Origin of the sequence: Natrinema pellirubrum DSM 15624 (assembly GCF_000230735.2) — an archaeon.
GTDB lineage: Archaea > Halobacteriota > Halobacteria > Halobacteriales > Natrialbaceae > Natrinema > Natrinema pellirubrum.
On sequence record NC_019962.1, the window covers coordinates 2,087,774 to 2,103,266 of the forward strand.

A 15,493-nucleotide genomic window follows, 5' to 3' on the forward strand; every position below is an offset into this window, starting at 1 on the left:
CGAGCGGTCAGTCACTGGGTATGCGGCCGGCCCGTCGAACGTCGTTCGCGAGGCGTTCAGCGTACTCGAGTCGGAGTCGACGCGCCGCCTCGCGGTCGACCGGGCCGCGGCCACCGATATCGTGGGCGATCGGCTCGTAGGTCGCGACCTCGAATCCCATTCGCTCGAGGTAGGACCGCACCGCGTCCGCGTCCAGCCCGTCCCGGATCGCGGCGTTGACGTGTTCGATGACGGCGTCGAAGGTCGGCAGGACGATCTCCTCGTCGGTCACCCGGCCGGTGTCACCCTCGATCCGGACCTCGGCCCCGCGGAGTCGGTCGACGACGGTGGCCAGCCGGTCCGCCAGTCGGACGACCTGACTCGGGAGGGCGGTGTCGGGCGAGCGCCACTCGACGGTTTCGAACGACTCCCGGATCTGGACCGGCGTCCAGACGGCGCTTTCGGGATCGAACTGCGCTCGGATCGTGGACCGATCGATCCCCGCGTCGACGGCTGCCGTCACGAAGTCCTCGTAGCGCCGCTCGAGTCGGCGCGTCCACTCCTCGGTGTCGTCGACGTAGGGCCAGAGCCGTCCCTGATGGGGGACGTCGTCGTAGGCCATCCAGCGGTAGAGCTTCGAACGCGCGCCAGTCGCCAGGTTCCGGCCGCGGAAGTACGGCGCGGAGTTGACCAGCGCCAGCGCCGGATCGAGCGCGATGAACGTATTCAACTGATCGACCGCCCGTCCCGGCTGTTGCTCGACGTGGATGTGGGTCCCCGCACAGTGGCGGACGTACTCGAAGTCCTCGCCGATGACCCGCTCCTGAACGCGGGTCCTGTCGCTGGGCCGATCCGCAATCTCGCCGTGGTTGATCGGCGTCGCGAGCGGGACCAGTCCCAGCCCGCGTTCGTCCGCTCGCTCGAGGACGGCCCCGAGCCGCTCGTACAGTTCCTCGCGCAACTCGGCGGTCGACTCACAGGGCGTCGTCTTGATCTCGAGCAACGGCTCGACGAACTCCCGTTCGGCACCCGGCGACGCCTCGACGAGATCACCCGGTTCGACGAGCCGGCCCCGGTCGTCGACGACCCAGTACTCGACCTCGATGCTCCGTCGTATCGGCGTGGATTCGTGTGCTGACACGGTTGGTAGTCGCGATCACGGCTCGAGTGGCCGAGCGACGCCGTCCTCGGCCACAGACCTATGCTAACACTCGATATGAGAACCTCTCTCGAACGATGGCAAGAACCTTTCGTGACGGGAAATATTCGCCAGACAGCTCGTCGGGTCGGCCGCTCGCGGTCCGAAGTCCCGACAGGCGTTTCCGCCGACCCAAAGGATTTACAGTTCCTAATTACATCTAATTACACGAGATGACCGAGAACTTCCCCGACTACGTCGACGTCGATTACGACGACGGCAACGGCGAAGACCCCGAGGACTACCAGCACATTCAGGACAAGATCGAGAAGGCCATCGAGGTCACCCGCGAGGGGCTCGAGTCCTACGAGAACCCGGCCGTGATGTGGACCGGCGGCAAGGACTCGACGCTCACGCTGTATTTCATCAAAGAGGTCGCCGACCGCTTCGACCTCGAGGTACCGCCCGCGGTCTTCATCGACCACTACCAGCACTTCGACGGGATCCACGACTTCGTCGACCACTGGGCCGACGAGTGGGACCTCGAGGTCATCTACGCGCGCAACGAGGACGTCGGCGCGTACGTCGACGAACACGGCTTAGAGCCCGGCGACGACATCGACATTTCGGAACTCTCCGACCACAACCAGCACCACGTCCGGGAGATCCTCGAGTACGAGGAGGACACCTTCCCGTTCCTGCTGGATACCTACGTCGGCAACCACCTGCTGAAGACGGTCGCGCTCAACGACGCCCTAGAGGAGTACGACATCGACGGCGTCATCTCCGGCGTCCGCTGGGACGAACAGGAGGCCCGCGCCGACGAGACGTTCTTCTCGCCGCGACACGATCCCGACATCTACCCGCCCCACGACCGCATCCAGCCCATCCTGCAGTTCGACGAGGCCGCCGTCTGGGACGCCTTCTGGAACTTCGTCGTACCGGACACGGTCGAGGACTTCCCCGAGGAGGGCTACGTCCCCGAGGCCGACGACGACCTCCCCGAGGGCGTCACTCAGGAAGACGTCCCGATCTCGCCGAAGTACTTCGCCGGCTTCCGCTCGCTGGGCAGCGAAGTCAGCACCGAAAAGTCCGACGAGGACCCCGCCTGGCTGCAGGACCTCGAGGGGACGACCGAACGCGCCGGCCGCGCCCAGGACAAGGAAGACCTGATGGAGCGCCTGCGCGACCTCGGCTACATGTAGGCCGTCGGCGCCGCCGCTCGTTCGCCAGCTAACTACCCGTTTCTTCCGGTTGCAGCGTCTCGAGGAGTGTCGACGGTGACAACGTCGTGATCACCGGTCTTCAGGAGAGAACGCAGTCCGGGTCGAACCCGTTCGTTATCGGCCCGTTGCGCGGTACTCGCCGTGTTTGACGCCGATGGCGAGCATGATCAGTCCGAAGGCGATCATCGACGGTGCGACCATCATCAGGACGGTCTCCGTCGCCATCATCGGCGCGGCGACGAGGCCGCCGACGCCGATCACGATTATCGCGAGGAACGCGGCCGCCGTCGTCGTCTGGTTGAACTCCATGGGCGACCGTTAGGACAGGGGCCCCTAATGGTATCGGGAATCGGCAGTCCGTTCACGTCGGTTGGGAGAAGGGAAACAGCCTACTGCGAGGGGCGAACAAGGTTCGCCAACGCGACGACGACCCCGAAGAACCAGCCCAGCGGGAACGAAATCCCGAGCCACATCCCGGCGTAGGCCGCCCCCTCGAGCGTGAAGTTGCTCCGGAGATACTCGTTGAGGCCGCCGACGACCAACACGTTGTCCAGCGCCCAGGCGGCGAACTCGTAGCTGGGGTCGAGGATGTACGGATGCAGCGATGGCGTGACCAGGGCGGCGACGACCGGCGGCAGGAACAACGCCGTCATCGCGAAGGGGTAGGCGAAGACGACCGTCGTCCCGCGGCCGCCGACCTTCGTCGCCGACGCGGCGAGCGCGGTCGCGACCGTCGCGACGCCGCTTGCCGCCGCGACCGCAAGCACCGCCTCGAGGGGGATATCGACCTGTTCCATGTACGACATCGCCCCCCAGGCGATCGTCAGGAGGCCCCAGCCGAGCAGGGCGATGCCGGTAACGCCGACGATACCCAGCCGGGTCCGTGTCGAGTCGAGTTTCGCCGCGTAGTAGCGGGTCGCGAGGCCGAGGACGGTAAGCGGGTAGAGGAGGAGCAAGCCGACGACCCCGAGCGCGCTCCAGCCGTGATAGGCCACCTTCTGTGGGAGGCTCTCGGGTTGCCACTTGCCCATGACGGAGTGGCCACGGCCACGTTGCCTGGGGAAGACGATCTCCATCCAGGCCCCGTGTAACCGCTGGATGTCGGCTCTGACCGCGCCGACGAGCCCACCGCCGCCACCGCTTCGTGAGCGGGTAGACATACGCGAGCCAAAAAGCCGGCGTACCGTAAACTTTCCTTCTCTTTCTTTGCGAACGACAGGTCGATACCGGACGGAAAAACGCGACTCGCGACTGTGGCTCCGCTCAGTTCCAGGGTGCGAAGTCGGGGTCGACTTCGCGGCTCGTCTCGTCGATCGCGTCGATCGCGTCGATATCCTCCTGCTCGAGGTCGACCGTCAGCGAGGCCCAGTTATCGCCGATGTGGTCCTCGCCGGTCGCCTTCGGGATCGCCGTGACGCCTTTCTCGCGGGCCCAGGCGAGGCTGACCTGTGCTTCGGTGACGCCGTGTTTCTCGGCGATCTCCTGGATTTCCGGCTGGTCGAAGACCTGCCCGCGGGCCAGCGGCGAGTAGCCGACGACCTCGACGTCGTCGTTCTCGCAGGCTGCTCGGATCTCCTCCTGGGGAAGGAGCGGGTGGAGTTCGACCTGGTTCGCAAATATCGGGGCGTCACAGACGTCGACGGCTACCTCGAGGTCCTCGGGGCGGAAGTTGCTCACGCCGACGTTCTCGATCAGGCCCTCGTCGTACAGTTCCGAGAGCGCCGAGAGGGTCCCCTCGGGGTCGTACTCGCCGGCCGGCCAGTGGACGTAGAGCAGATCGACGTAGTCGACGCCGAGCCGGTCGAGACTCGCACGGGCCGTCTCGAGGACGTCGTCGTGGTCGAGATTCGAGATCCAGACCTTGGTCGCGAGGAAGATCTCCTCGCGATCGACGTCGGCGGCGGCGATCCCCTCGCCGACCGCTTCCTCGTTGTCGTAGGCCTGGGCAGTGTCGATGTGGCGATAGCCCGTCTCGAGGGCCGTACGGACGCTCTCGGCACACTGCTCGGGATCGTCGTTCTGCCAGGTTCCCAGACCGAGCATCGGCATGCCGTTCGCTGTCGGACACGTTTCGGGTGCGACTGTCTCGGCGTCGTTCGTTCCCATATGCAGGAAGTGGGCCAGCGAGCGAAAATGGGTTTGGGTTGCGGAGAGCGAGTCGGGTGTCCGCTGGTGATCGGAACGGGAACGCCGCGCGCCGGACCGAGCGATGCGTAGCGCTCAAGGCCGTTCCGGACGGAGACTCCCTCGTGATACGGGACGTCGCTACCGCAGTACTCGCCGACCCGTTCGTCGCGATGAACGCGGTCGGGTTGGTCGCGTTCGCGCTCGTCGGCGCGAGCAAGGCGATCCGCGAAGAGTACGATCTGTTCGGGATCGCGGTCGTCGGCCTCGCCACGGCCTTCGCCGGCGGCGCGACGCGCGATCTCCTCGTCAATCGCGTCCCGCTCGCGCTGAGCGATCCCACGGAGATCGGCCTCGGACTCCTCGGCATCGCCCTGGCGATCGGACTCAGCATCGCTCTCGAGTCGCCGGATGATCACCCGGTCACGCTCGTCTCGGACGCCGTCGGCCTCGCCGCGTTTACCACGGCCGGGGCCATCGTGGCGTCCGGAGCCGGCGTCTCGAGTTTCGGTGTCGTCGTCATCGCGACGATCAACGCCGTCGGCGGCGGCGCGATCGCCGACGTCCTGCTGGACCGGCCGCCGTTCATCCTGTTCGAGGACTTCTACGCGAGTTGCGCCGTGCTGGGCGGAACGACCTACTGGATCGTGGCGACCGTCGGCGCGTCGGGAACCACTGCCGCGGCCGCCTGCGCCGCGATAACCGTCGGGAGCCGACTGGCCGCGGTCACGTACGGCTGGGCGCTCCCGACGGCACAGCGGTTCGAGTCGATCTGAGCGCCGGCAGCGACCACCTAGTCGTAGAGCCCGTCCCATGGCCGCTCGCGCTCGAGGGCCGCACTCACCGCGAGGACGTCGTCGTCGGCAAAGCGGCGACCGACCAGTTGCAGGCCGACGGGACCGCCGCGCTCGGTCAGCCCGGCGGGGGCCGAGGCGACGGGGTGGCCGGTCCAGTTGAACGGCCAGGTCATGGGCCACTCCCAGGCCTCGGCCTCGAGATCGGCGTGGAGGGAGACATCGGCCGCCGACAGCGTCGGGGCCACGAGCAGGTCGTAATCGGCCAGTACGTCCTGAACGGCGTCGTACACGCCAGTGCGGACGATCCCCGACCGGGCGACGTCAGCGGGCCCGTGATCGTCGGCGACGTGGAGCATCGCAAGCAGGCTGTCCGAGACCTCGTCGGATTGTGCCCGAAAGTCGACGCCGTGGGCCTCCTCCATGACCGTCGCACTCTCGAGGACGGAGGTCGTATACGCCGGCATCGCGGCCTCGCTCAGTTCGGCCATCGAGTAGCCGTGATCGACGCTGATCTCGTCGACGGTCGCACCCGCGTCCGCGAAGGCGGTCACCGCGTCGTCGACGACCGCACGCACCTCGTCGGCGACGGGGAAGACGTCGAGGTCGGGGCTGTAGGCGATCCGGTAGTCGTCGATCGATCGCTCGACCGCGTCCCGATAGTCGATCTCGACGGGAACGCTGTTGGGATCATCGGGGTGGGGATCGGCCATGATCGACAGCAACAGGGCGGCGTCGGCGACGGTCCGGGTCATCGGCCCCTTCGTGGTGTGCTGGAGCTCCCGGCCGAACGCGCTCGGACGGCCGTCATCGGGTACCAGCCCGAACGTCGGTTTGAACCCGTAGACGCCACAGGCCGCGGCCGGGATGCGAAGCGACCCGCCCGCGTCGCTGCCGGTCGCAATCGGGGCCATCCCGGCCGCCAGTGCCGCCGCCGAGCCCCCGGAGGAGCCCCCGGCGTTCAGGTCGGGATCGATCGGCGACGCGGTCGCCCCGATTACCTCATTGTCGGTCGTCCCCTTGTGGCCCAGCTCCGGCGTGTTCGTCTTTCCGATCACGATCGCGCCGGCATCCTCGAGCCGCTGGACGATCGCCGAGGTCCGGTCAGCGACGTGGTTGGCGAACAGCGCCGAGCCGTACGTGTGTCGGACGCCGGCCTTCAGCGCGCCTAAGTCCTTCAGCGCGAGCGGGACCCCGTGGAGCGGGCCCACGTCCGCGCCGTCCTCGAGCGCGGCGTCGGCCTCCGCCGCCGCATCGCGGGCCGCCTCTGCACAGACCGTGACGAAGGCGTTGATCTCGCCGTCGCGCTCGTCGATTCGCTCGAGGTGGGCCTCGACCGCCTCGGTCGCGGTGACGTCGCCGTTCCGAATGCGAGCCGCGAGAGCCGTCGCGGAGAGTCGCGTGAGTTCCGTTTCGGATGACATACCGGGTGAACGACACCGTCCGTGATATATGTTGGCTCGGGTTTCGACGACATGGATCGTCAAGAAACGATTGGCGGGGCACAGCTACTCCTCGAGCCCCGCGGCGTACGCGAAGTCGGCGTCGGTGGCGACCGGGGCCTCCCCGTCGATTTCGATTTGCCAGCCCTCGAGAACCGCGGGGTCGTCGAGGGCGTTGGTCAGCGTCGTCCGGACGGCGAGGAGGTCGACGCCGTAGTAGTCGTTGGGTACTCCCCGGAGGTACTGCAGCGCGGTCTCGAACAGGCTCCGCATTCCGTCGTCGTTCCCGAAATCGAAGTGCTTGTAGGCTCCGGCTGCGACCTGCACGAGTCCGTGACAGAAGGCGCTCTCGGTGGAACCCCGCCCGTAATTGTACCATTCCGCTTCGAAGCAGTCGTGTGACTCGTGGTACGCGCCCGCGTTGTAGCACGCGACGCCGTGGACCGTCGCCCGGCGGAGCGTCGCGTGGTCCCAGCGACCCGCCTCTGGATCCCATCCGGTCGGGGTTCCGGCGGGCGGCTCGACCGTCGGGTCCCGGGTGTGGTCGTCCATACCCGACCGAACGGTCGAGCGCCGGAAACCTCCATCGGTCACTTCAGGCGGCGAGTGTGTAAGCACCGCCTTTATTCGGATGTGATCCCTTACGTCGCAGTATGGAGCATCCGTACGGCCGCTGCCAGCACTGCGGGGAACGCCTCTACGCCCATATCGAGGGCGACTACCAGTGTGTGAACTGCGACCGGCGCTACACCGAGGCCGACCTCGAGACGCGGGCCGTCTGAGTCAGGCGTCACTCGTGGCCCGCCGCCATCCCCGACGACGGGACGGAACGGATCCGTTTTCGGGCCACCGCCGATCCGAATCGGACGATTTAACCTCCGGGCGGCCCCAGAGGAAGACGCGTGCGAGGGTAGCCAAGCGGTCAACGGCGGCGGACTCAAGATCCGCTCTCGTAGGAGTTCGTGGGTTCGATCCCCTCCCCTCGCACTCACCATAGTGCGCGGCAAGACGGAGCGTCTTGCCCTCGCAAACTTCTGCCGACCGACGAAACGGACAGCAAACGCTGTGTCCGCTCGAGTAACGCGAACGCTACGATGGAACGTGGTTCCGATCTGTGGATATCACGACCACTTTTCCGGCCCGGCCACCGAGAACGGACATGAGCGAAGCCACGTCCCGCCGCGAGGCCGTCGCGGTTCGCGCGGCCGCGGCGGGAGCCGCCGTCGCGGCCGACTCGTTCCGGACCGACCTCGAGATCGAGTCGAAAGACCGGGAAACCGACGTCGTCACGCAGGTCGATCGCGACGCCCAAGAGCGAGTCATCGAGACGATTCGGGAGACGTTCCCGGACGATCGCGTCGTCGGCGAGGAGGAGGACGCGTTGAAGCAGGTCCCCGAGTCGGGGCCGGCCTGGATCGTCGATCCCATCGACGGAACGAACAACTACGTCGACGGGTCCCGGGCGTTCGGCACCGCCGTCGCGGCCGTGATCGACGGTGAGCCGGTCGCCGCCGCGTTCGACTGCCCCGCACTCGGGGACGTCTACCGGGTCGGCCCCGACGGCATCTCCCGAAACGACGAGTCGCTGTCGGTCAGCGACTGCGACGATCCCGCGGCCGCCACCGTCTGCCCGACGTTCTGGTGGGGCCGCGACCGGCGCGACGAGTACGCCGCCGCGACCCGGGCGATCGTCCAGCGGTTCGACGACATGCGTCGGTACGGCTGCGCCCAACTCGAGCTGGCGATGGTCGCCTCGGGCGCGCTCGAGGGGACGCTGACCAACGTGCGGGCCAACCCCTGGGACACCGTCGCCGGCGTCGGCATGGTCCGCGAGGCCGGCGGCGTCGTCACCGACCTCTCGGGGGAGCGCTGGCGACACGACAGTGAGGGACTGGTCGCCTCGAACGGCGAGATTCACGACGCCGTCCTCGCGGCAGCCCGGGAGATCGACGGCTGAGACGGTCCGTCCCACGGCGCTCGTCGACGGGCAATCGTGAGTGTCAGGCGGGCTGAAATCGGAAACGGTAAGCGCCCCCCACTACGGGATTCCGGTATGGACGATTTCATCGACCGGTTCGGGGCCGAGCGCGTCTGGGCCGCGACCGTCGCCACGCTCGCGGTCGCCGTTACCCTCGGGGCGGTGATCTTCCCCCAGCGGGTGTACGTCGAGTTCATCTGGCAGTACTTCTGGGGCCCCGTCGTCGCCGACGCACACAGCTGGAACTGCGTCGCCTGGGCCGGCGGCGAACAGGTTCCCTGCACCGAAGCGGCCGCCAACGCCGGACCGACGGCCGAGCCCGGCTACACGTTCGTCTCCTATGCCGGCTACATCCCCACGCTGGTCCTGTTGCTGATCGGGATCATCTTCCTCGTGCGCCGGCTCGAGATCGAGCGGTATCGTGCGGGCTTTTTCGCCCTGTTCCCGTTCATGCTCTTTGGCGGGGCCCTGCGCGTCGTCGAGGACGCCAACGCCGCCGCCTACGAGTACGCCGGCGAGATGGCCATCCAGCTCCCGTGGTCGGGGTTCATCATCAGCCCGCTGATCTACTTCACCGTCTTCTTCATCGCGCTCTTTGCGGTCGTGACCTCGGTCTGGCTCGAGCGCAACGACTACGTCTCGGGCTATGAGTATCCGCTGGCCGGCATCGGAGCTACCGTCCTGACGGTCACGGTCGCGTATCTGGCCTACACGGCAGCGACGGAGCCCTACGCGGAGTTCTACCCGCTGATCCCGCTTGTCGTCCTCGTCGGGGCGACCGTCGCGACGGCGATCACCTGGTTCGGGATCGAAACGTACGCGCCGGAACTGAACCGCGGCACCCGATACATGGGGATCGTGGTCATCTGGGCCCACGCGGTCGACGGGGTCGCGAACGTGATCGGCCTCGATTGGGCGACGACGCTCGGCCTCCCGGCCAACCTCGTCCCGAAACACCCGATCAACCGCGCCATCGCCAACACGACTGCGGACGTGTTGCCCGCCGATGTGGTGTCGGCGACCGGCTCCGCGTGGCCGTTCCTGCTGGTGAAACTCGCCGCCGCCGTCTTCGTCATCTGGATCTTCGACGAGACGGTCTTCGAGGACAGCCCGCGCTACGCCGTCTTGCTCATGATCACCGTCGTCGCCGTCGGCCTCGGCCCCGGGACCCGCGACATGCTGCGGGCGACGTTCGGCGTGTAAGCGACTCGGTTCCGTTTTCCGCGGCTCGAGTACGTCGACAGACGCCGGAAATCACTCGTCTCGACGCTCGCGAACTCGGGAAGAGACGGGTTCAAAAAACGGGCAGTAGCAGGCGTCTCTCAACGACGGCCGACCGTTACAGGTCGTCGGCTTCCGCGCTGTCGTCGGCTTCGCCACGGAATCCCTCGAGTGCCGCATCGAAGTGCGCCTGAGTAAGCACCACGTCCTCGACTGCCGTCGGCGTCTCCTCGGACTGAGACGGCACTGTTCGGACCGTGGAACTGCCCGCTCGTCGTTTCGGGAACGCATTTACAACCACGGGGTCTACCCTGCCACAATGACCGACGAGACCGACGCCGCGACGGCGGGCTGGTTCTCCGACCTACAGCCGGGGGATCTCGAGGCCGCCGCCGACGCGATCACCGAGGGCAGTGCCGAAGCGCCGCGGGAGTGGCCAACCGCAGCCGTCGAGGACGGCTACGCCGACTCGAGGGACGACTACTACGACCGGCTTCACGAGGCGACGATGGCCGCAACTCGCGAAGCGGTCCGCAAGCGCGAGCGAGCCGACGACCAGCAGCTGGTCCACGCGATCAGAGCCATGGACGACTGTGAGCGGACGGCCAACGAACTCGCCGAACGCTTGGCGGAGTGGGCCGGCACCGTCGACCCCGATGCGGGGACCGGTGTCGAGTACGCGCGACGACTGGCGAGCGACGACGAGGACGGGCTCGAGGAGCCCGCGATTCGATCGCTGGCCGAACGGGTTGCCGGCCTCGCGGACGAGGCCGACGAACTCCGGGAGTTCGTCGAGCGCCAGACGCCGGCCGTCGCGCCGAACCTCTCGGCGCTGGCCGACCCCGTGCTGGCGGCGCGGCTGATCTCGCTGGCCGGCGGCCTCGAGGCACTCGCGAAGAAACCCAGCGGCACGGTACAGGTGTTGGGCGCGGAGGACGCGTTATTCGCCCACCTGCGGGGCCACGCTCCCTCGCCCAAACACGGGATCATCTACACCCACGACGCGGTGCGGGGGACCCACCCCGACGAGCGCGGTTCGGCGGCGCGTGCGGTCGCGGGGAAACTCGCTATCGCCGCCCGCGTCGATCACTACTCGGGCGACCTGAAGCCGGAACTCGAGGCCGAACTCGCCGAGCGGATCGAGACGATTCAGGCGCGAAACGCGGATGGGGACGGTGGAGACGAGGCGGCGACCGACGGAGGTATCGACGATGAGTGAGGCCCTGCCGGCGGGGGTCCAGCGCCGCGAGTTCGACGGGACCGAGCGGCTCGCGACGCAGGGCGAACCGGTCTACGGCGAACCGACCGATGGGGAGTGGCGCGCGTGGAACCCGAACCGGTCCAAGCTCGGCTCGATGCTCGAGCTGGGCATGGACACGGGCCTCGAGGGCGGCGAGACGGTCCTCTATCTGGGGGCCGCCAGCGGGACGACCGTGAGTCACGTGGCCGACTTCGCCGGCCCGACCTACGCCGTCGAGTTCGCCGCGCGGCCGGCCCGGGACCTGCTCGAGGCCGCGGAATCGCGGGATCGACTCTTCCCGCTGCTGAAAGACGCCCGGAAGCCCGAGAGCTACGCCCACGTCGTCGAGTCCGACGTCGACGTGATCGTCCAGGACGTGGCGACGCGCGGGCAGGCGCGGGTCGCGCTCGAGAACCGGCGGTTCCTGGCTGACGACGGGCGATTGCTGCTGGCCGTGAAGGCCCGGAGCGAGGACGTGACTCGAGCCCCGGAAGACGTGTTCGAGGACGTTCAGGCGGAACTGGCAGAGGGATACGAGATCGTGGAGACGGAACGGCTCGAGCGGTATCATACGGATCATCTCGGGATCGTTGCGCAGTCGCTGTGAGGTGATCCCAGCGCGATTTTGATCCGGTACCGCCGGCTGCGCCCTACAGTCTCAATTCTTCCATGTCAGCTACCTTCTCCGGGAACTGTTTTCGCTTCGCTTCGATTTCGTCTTCGCTATAGTGGTCCAGCATTGCCTCGTGGTCGTACTCAACCCGAATTGACATATAACAGACATCACCTTCATCACTCAGCCACTTTGGGAGATGCGCGGGGTCTAATTGAATCTGAGCGACCAAGTCATCAGTAGTGAGAGTGTACAATTTGAAGGCCGGAGCATCGAATGCGAAGCCAAAAATCCGGCCTACAAACTGTTGTATTGAGACATCAGATCTGACGGACGGAGAGATAGAGAACGCTTCATCGGAGACCGACAGGGAGACCGTGTGCGATGCTCCGAGATATCGTCCATTCGCTGGCATGAGGTGGGGTGGATACTGTAAATCTTCAGAGAACCGTTTGCCACCGGTAGATCTTAGATACATTATTCCCACAAGGTCGTCGTTGTGAAAGAATTCCAACTCCTCGTAACTCGTCTCGAACTCTATTGTTTCGTTCATGGTGCCATAAACACAAACAATCCCTAAAATACTGCTGCAGAAGTACTGGAGAAGAAGCAGTACCGTAGCTGCTCGTCTGGGATTTCCGGAACCGGACGTTTCAGCGGACGTTGGAGTTCGGTCGAGAACGGTTCCCGATTTTTCTTTCCTCACGTGAGAGACGAACCCAGCCGGTACACTCATGACCGTTCGTGTGGGGTGTTAACGCAGCCGTTCGTGGGAGCGGCTTCAACTAGTCACTGAGTTACCGAGTCCCACCCGGGCCACCCCGGCCCTGTTGTCGCGGCACTCGACTCCGACGAGACAAATCCGTCGAGCCACGGACGAACGGCCGCATACTAACTACTATATGATCGGTCGTGGTACGCGAGCGTGGTATGTCAGAACACCCCACTATCGGCGACACGCTCGAGGGGACGGTCGAGCGCCACCCCGACCGGGACGCGATCGTCTATCCACGGAAGGACCAGCACTGGACCTACGCCGAGTTCGACAAGCGGGTCAATCGGCTGGCCAACGCCTTGCTCGAGGCCGGCATCGAGAAAGGGGATCGAGTAGCGACGGTACTGTACAACGGCTCCGAGATGGCCCTGACCGTCTACGCCTGCGCGAAGATCGGCGCGGTCTTCACCCCGCTGAACTTCCGGCTGCCGGCGGGGGAGATCGAGTACATCGTCAACGATGCCGAGGCCGAGCTGGTGCTGTTCGAAGCCGACACGCGGGAGGCCGTCGAAGGTGCCAAACCCGACCTCGAGACCGTCTCGGAGTACGTGTTCATCGACGACGACCGCGAGGCGGTCCCCGACTACGCCCGCGGGTTCTACGACCTGCTCGAGTCGGGTTCTCCGGAGAAGCCCGACGTTCGCGTCGCCGAAGACGACGTGTACGCCTTTATTTATACGTCGAGGACGACGGGCCGGCCGAAGGGCGTCGTCCACGAACACCGCGATATGGTCGAACACAACCTCCTGTGTATCGCGGAGGGGAAGATGACCCGCGACGACGTCGGACTGTCGGTGATGCCGCTGTATCACTGCGCCGAACTCCACTGTAACCTCTTCCCGCGGATCCACCGCGGCGCGACCAGCGTCATCCACCACGAGTTCGATCCGGAGGCGACGCTCGAGGCGGTCGAGGAACACGGCGTCACGCTCCTCTTTGCGGCCCCGACGGCCTGGAACGCGCTATCGATGACCGCCGCCGAAGCGGACGTCGACGTTGCCTCGCTCCGGCTCGGCCTCTACGGCGCGGCCCCGATGCCCGAACAGGTCCTCGCGAACTGCCGGGAGTACCTCTGTGACGACTATCTGCAGGCGTACGGGATGACCGAGATCGGCCCGGCCGGCGTTTTCCAGCCACCCGAGGACCAGCTTTCGAAACAGGGGTCGGCCGGCCTGCCGGCGCTCAACCATCGGCTGCGGATCGTCGAACCTGACGCCGATCCGGACGCTGAAGTCGAGCCGGGAGCGATCGGCGAGATCCTGATCGCCAGCCCCTGTACGATGCGCGAGTACTGGAACCGACCGGAGGCGACCGCGGAGTCGCTGCGCGAGGCCGACGGCACGACGTGGTACTACACCGGCGATCTGGGCTATCGCGACGACGACGGCTACCTCTACGTCGTCGACCGCAAGGACGACATGATCGTCTCCGGCGGCGAGAACGTCTATCCGGCCGAGGTCGAGGACGCGCTCTTTGCCCACGACGCCGTCGAGGAGGCGGCCGTCGTGGGCGAACCCGACGACGAGTGGGGCGAGCGGGTCGCCGCCTACGTCGTCGCCGACGGCGTCGAGGCGGCGGACCTCGACGCGTTCGTCCGCGAGAGTGACCAACTGGCCGACTTCAAGCGGCCACGGACCTACTACTTCGTCGACGAACTCCCCAAGAACCCCAGCGGGAAGGTCCAGAAGTTCAAGCTCCGCGAGGACGAGGCCGACCTCGAGCCCGAACCCGAGACCGTCACGTCCTGATCGCACGAGCGGGACGGCCGGCCGACGTTCCGGCCGAACGCTCCGACTCCAAACCGTATTTACTGTCGGCGTCGAAAAGGCGATACGATGGAACGCGGGTCCCGAGAGTCGTTTACGCGCATGGGTACGTTGGGGATCGAGGAGGAGTGTTTCGTCGTCGACGAGGACGGTCGCCCCACCAGCGGGACCGACGACCTCGTCTACGAACACGACCCGCCCGAGATCCTCGAGGGCCGACTCGATCACGAACTGTTCAAGTTCGTCATCGAGACCCAGACGCCGCTGATCGAGGACCCCGACGACGCCCGCGACTCGCTGCTTGCGATCCGGCAGGCATTAGTCGACCACGCCCAGGCACACGGCTACCGGATCGCCGCCGCGGGCCTTCACCCGCTGGCGAAGTGGCAGGAACTCGAACACGCCGAGAAACCCCGCTATCGGGCACAGCTCGACCGGATCCAGTATCCCCAGCACCGGAACACGACGGCGGGGGTCCACGTCCACGTCGGCGTCGACGACGCCGACAAGGCGGTCTGGATCGCCAACGAACTGCGGTGGTACGTGCCGATCATGCTCGCCCTCTCGGCAAACTCGCCGTACTGGAACGGGTTCGACACCGGGCTCCAGTCCGCCCGCGCGAAGATCTTCGAGGCCCTTCCCAACACCGGCATGCCGACCCACTTCGAGGACTTCGAGGCCTTCGACCGGTTCGAGCGCCGGATGCTCGAGACGGACTCGATCAACGACCGGGGCGAACTCTGGTACGACGTCCGACCCCACACCGCCCACGGCACCGTCGAGTTACGAACGCCTGACGGCCAGGCCGACCCCGATGTCGTGCTGGCGTTCGTCGAGTACGCCCACGCGCTCGTCGAGGCCCTGGCCGAGGAGTACGAGGACGGCGCGACCGGCCACGATCACCGGCGGGAACTGCTCGACGAGAACAAGTGGCGCGCCATCCGGTACGGACAGGACGCGTCCTTCATCGACCGCGAACTCGAGGGGACCGTCGAACTGGGCGAACTCGTCGACCGGGAGTGTGAACGACTCGGAATCGACGGGATCAAACGGGTCTACGAGCGCGAGAGCGGCGCTGACCGCCAGCGCCGGCTGCTCGAGGACGAGGGGCCGGACGCGCTGTGTGACTCGCTGTTTCTGCAGACCGAGTGACGACCCCCACAAAGGTTTAACTCCGCGGGAAGCCTCCACCTGTAC

Annotated in this window: 17 protein-coding genes and 1 tRNA gene; 10 read left to right on the forward strand and 8 right to left on the reverse strand. The window is 66.4% G+C overall.

Annotated elements, in window-relative coordinates; all coding sequences use genetic code 11:
• Positions 1–7 precede the first annotated feature (7 nt).
• The gene (locus NATPE_RS10035) at positions 8–1,120 is read right to left on the reverse strand and encodes a glutamate-cysteine ligase family protein (protein WP_006180576.1); all 1,113 of its coding nucleotides are present in this window, start codon (positions 1,118–1,120) and stop codon (positions 8–10) included.
• Between the two features lie 230 nt (positions 1,121–1,350).
• Here NATPE_RS10035 and NATPE_RS10040 point away from each other — a divergent pair, with 230 nt between their 5' ends.
• Positions 1,351–2,322: a phosphoadenosine phosphosulfate reductase family protein gene (locus NATPE_RS10040; RefSeq protein ID WP_006180575.1), complete on the forward strand. Its 972-nt coding sequence runs from the start codon at positions 1,351–1,353 to the stop codon at positions 2,320–2,322.
• A gap of 135 nt (positions 2,323–2,457) precedes the next feature.
• Here NATPE_RS10040 and NATPE_RS10045 read toward each other — a convergent pair whose 3' ends face one another.
• From NATPE_RS10045 to NATPE_RS10055, 3 genes are all read right to left on the reverse strand, one after another.
• A complete protein-coding gene (locus NATPE_RS10045) occupies positions 2,458–2,652 on the reverse strand; it encodes a DUF7333 family protein (protein WP_006180574.1) in 195 nt (64 codons plus the stop codon).
• 80 nt (positions 2,653–2,732) lie between these two features.
• Complete coding sequence (locus tag NATPE_RS10050; RefSeq protein WP_015299014.1) at positions 2,733–3,503, reverse strand: hypothetical protein; 771 nt, start codon at positions 3,501–3,503, stop codon at positions 2,733–2,735.
• 103 nt (positions 3,504–3,606) lie between these two features.
• On the reverse strand, positions 3,607–4,449 hold the full coding sequence (locus NATPE_RS10055) for an aldo/keto reductase (protein WP_006180572.1): 843 nt from the start codon (positions 4,447–4,449) through the stop codon (positions 3,607–3,609).
• A 191-nt stretch (positions 4,450–4,640) separates the two neighbouring features.
• Here NATPE_RS10055 and NATPE_RS10060 point away from each other — a divergent pair, with 191 nt between their 5' ends.
• Positions 4,641–5,243, forward strand: coding sequence for a trimeric intracellular cation channel family protein (locus NATPE_RS10060; protein WP_394296293.1), 603 nt, complete (start codon positions 4,641–4,643; stop codon positions 5,241–5,243).
• Between the two features lie 17 nt (positions 5,244–5,260).
• On the opposite strand, the gene NATPE_RS10065 is transcribed toward NATPE_RS10060, so the two are convergent.
• Together NATPE_RS10065 and NATPE_RS10070 are read right to left on the reverse strand one after the other, a co-directional pair.
• The gene (locus NATPE_RS10065; protein WP_006180570.1) at positions 5,261–6,685 is read right to left on the reverse strand and encodes an amidase; all 1,425 of its coding nucleotides are present in this window, start codon (positions 6,683–6,685) and stop codon (positions 5,261–5,263) included.
• 84 nt (positions 6,686–6,769) lie between these two features.
• On the reverse strand, positions 6,770–7,255 hold the full coding sequence (locus tag NATPE_RS10070; RefSeq protein ID WP_006180569.1) for a DUF309 domain-containing protein: 486 nt from the start codon (positions 7,253–7,255) through the stop codon (positions 6,770–6,772).
• A 101-nt stretch (positions 7,256–7,356) separates the two neighbouring features.
• Between NATPE_RS10070 and NATPE_RS23260 the strand changes: the two genes are divergently transcribed.
• From NATPE_RS23260 to NATPE_RS10085, 4 genes are all read left to right on the forward strand, one after another.
• Positions 7,357–7,485, forward strand: a complete 129-nt coding sequence (locus NATPE_RS23260; RefSeq protein ID WP_006180568.1) for a hypothetical protein — start codon at positions 7,357–7,359, stop codon at positions 7,483–7,485.
• A 122-nt stretch (positions 7,486–7,607) separates the two neighbouring features.
• Positions 7,608–7,690 (forward strand) — tRNA-Leu (locus NATPE_RS10075).
• A gap of 172 nt (positions 7,691–7,862) precedes the next feature.
• The gene (locus tag NATPE_RS10080) at positions 7,863–8,660 is read left to right on the forward strand and encodes an inositol monophosphatase family protein (RefSeq protein WP_006180567.1); all 798 of its coding nucleotides are present in this window, start codon (positions 7,863–7,865) and stop codon (positions 8,658–8,660) included.
• Between the two features lie 96 nt (positions 8,661–8,756).
• The gene (locus tag NATPE_RS10085) at positions 8,757–9,884 is read left to right on the forward strand and encodes a DUF63 family protein (protein ID WP_006180566.1); all 1,128 of its coding nucleotides are present in this window, start codon (positions 8,757–8,759) and stop codon (positions 9,882–9,884) included.
• Between the two features lie 136 nt (positions 9,885–10,020).
• On the opposite strand, the gene NATPE_RS23265 is transcribed toward NATPE_RS10085, so the two are convergent.
• Entirely contained in the window at positions 10,021–10,149 is a 129-nt protein-coding gene (locus tag NATPE_RS23265; RefSeq protein ID WP_275040163.1) for a hypothetical protein, read from the reverse strand.
• Between the two features lie 72 nt (positions 10,150–10,221).
• On the opposite strand from NATPE_RS23265, the gene NATPE_RS10090 reads away from it, so the two are divergent.
• Together NATPE_RS10090 and NATPE_RS10095 are read left to right on the forward strand one after the other, a co-directional pair.
• Complete coding sequence (locus NATPE_RS10090; protein WP_006180564.1) at positions 10,222–11,121, forward strand: NOP5/NOP56 family protein; 900 nt, start codon at positions 10,222–10,224, stop codon at positions 11,119–11,121.
• Positions 11,114–11,749 carry a fibrillarin-like rRNA/tRNA 2'-O-methyltransferase gene (locus NATPE_RS10095; RefSeq protein ID WP_006180563.1) on the forward strand — a complete coding sequence of 212 codons (636 nt, stop codon included), beginning with the start codon at positions 11,114–11,116 and terminating at the stop codon, positions 11,747–11,749. Before NATPE_RS10090 ends, NATPE_RS10095 begins: the two co-directional genes overlap by 8 nt.
• A gap of 43 nt (positions 11,750–11,792) precedes the next feature.
• Here NATPE_RS10095 and NATPE_RS10100 read toward each other — a convergent pair whose 3' ends face one another.
• A complete protein-coding gene (locus tag NATPE_RS10100; protein ID WP_006180562.1) occupies positions 11,793–12,308 on the reverse strand; it encodes a hypothetical protein in 516 nt (171 codons plus the stop codon).
• Between the two features lie 377 nt (positions 12,309–12,685).
• Between NATPE_RS10100 and NATPE_RS10105 the strand changes: the two genes are divergently transcribed.
• Both NATPE_RS10105 and NATPE_RS10110 read left to right on the forward strand, forming a co-directional pair.
• Positions 12,686–14,278: a fatty acid--CoA ligase gene (locus NATPE_RS10105; RefSeq protein ID WP_006180561.1), complete on the forward strand. Its 1,593-nt coding sequence runs from the start codon at positions 12,686–12,688 to the stop codon at positions 14,276–14,278.
• A gap of 87 nt (positions 14,279–14,365) precedes the next feature.
• On the forward strand, positions 14,366–15,448 hold the full coding sequence (locus NATPE_RS10110) for a glutamate--cysteine ligase (RefSeq protein WP_006180560.1): 1,083 nt from the start codon (positions 14,366–14,368) through the stop codon (positions 15,446–15,448).
• Positions 15,449–15,493: the final 45 nt, after the last annotated feature.

What these genes read in the sequence shown, in the direction of transcription:
- NATPE_RS10060 (WP_394296293.1), top strand. Translation starts at nt 4,641, where the DNA reads ATGAACGCGGTCGGGTTGGTCGCGTTCGCGCTCGTCGGCGCGAGCAAG.
- NATPE_RS10095 (WP_006180563.1), top strand. Translation starts at nt 11,114, where the DNA reads ATGAGTGAGGCCCTGCCGGCGGGGGTCCAGCGCCGCGAGTTCGACGGG.
- NATPE_RS10090 (WP_006180564.1), top strand. Translation starts at nt 10,222, where the DNA reads ATGACCGACGAGACCGACGCCGCGACGGCGGGCTGGTTCTCCGACCTA.
- NATPE_RS10055 (WP_006180572.1), bottom strand. Translation starts at nt 4,449, where the DNA reads ATGGGAACGAACGACGCCGAGACAGTCGCACCCGAAACGTGTCCGACA.
- NATPE_RS10065 (WP_006180570.1), bottom strand. Translation starts at nt 6,685, where the DNA reads ATGTCATCCGAAACGGAACTCACGCGACTCTCCGCGACGGCTCTCGCG.
- NATPE_RS10085 (WP_006180566.1), top strand. Translation starts at nt 8,757, where the DNA reads ATGGACGATTTCATCGACCGGTTCGGGGCCGAGCGCGTCTGGGCCGCG.
- NATPE_RS10050 (WP_015299014.1), bottom strand. Translation starts at nt 3,503, where the DNA reads ATGTCTACCCGCTCACGAAGCGGTGGCGGCGGTGGGCTCGTCGGCGCG.
- NATPE_RS10070 (WP_006180569.1), bottom strand. Translation starts at nt 7,255, where the DNA reads ATGGACGACCACACCCGGGACCCGACGGTCGAGCCGCCCGCCGGAACC.
- NATPE_RS10100 (WP_006180562.1), bottom strand. Translation starts at nt 12,308, where the DNA reads ATGAACGAAACAATAGAGTTCGAGACGAGTTACGAGGAGTTGGAATTC.
- NATPE_RS10040 (WP_006180575.1), top strand. Translation starts at nt 1,351, where the DNA reads ATGACCGAGAACTTCCCCGACTACGTCGACGTCGATTACGACGACGGC.
- NATPE_RS10105 (WP_006180561.1), top strand. Translation starts at nt 12,686, where the DNA reads ATGTCAGAACACCCCACTATCGGCGACACGCTCGAGGGGACGGTCGAG.
- NATPE_RS10045 (WP_006180574.1), bottom strand. Translation starts at nt 2,652, where the DNA reads ATGGAGTTCAACCAGACGACGACGGCGGCCGCGTTCCTCGCGATAATC.
- NATPE_RS10110 (WP_006180560.1), top strand. Translation starts at nt 14,366, where the DNA reads ATGGAACGCGGGTCCCGAGAGTCGTTTACGCGCATGGGTACGTTGGGG.
- NATPE_RS10080 (WP_006180567.1), top strand. Translation starts at nt 7,863, where the DNA reads ATGAGCGAAGCCACGTCCCGCCGCGAGGCCGTCGCGGTTCGCGCGGCC.
- NATPE_RS23260 (WP_006180568.1), top strand. Translation starts at nt 7,357, where the DNA reads ATGGAGCATCCGTACGGCCGCTGCCAGCACTGCGGGGAACGCCTCTAC.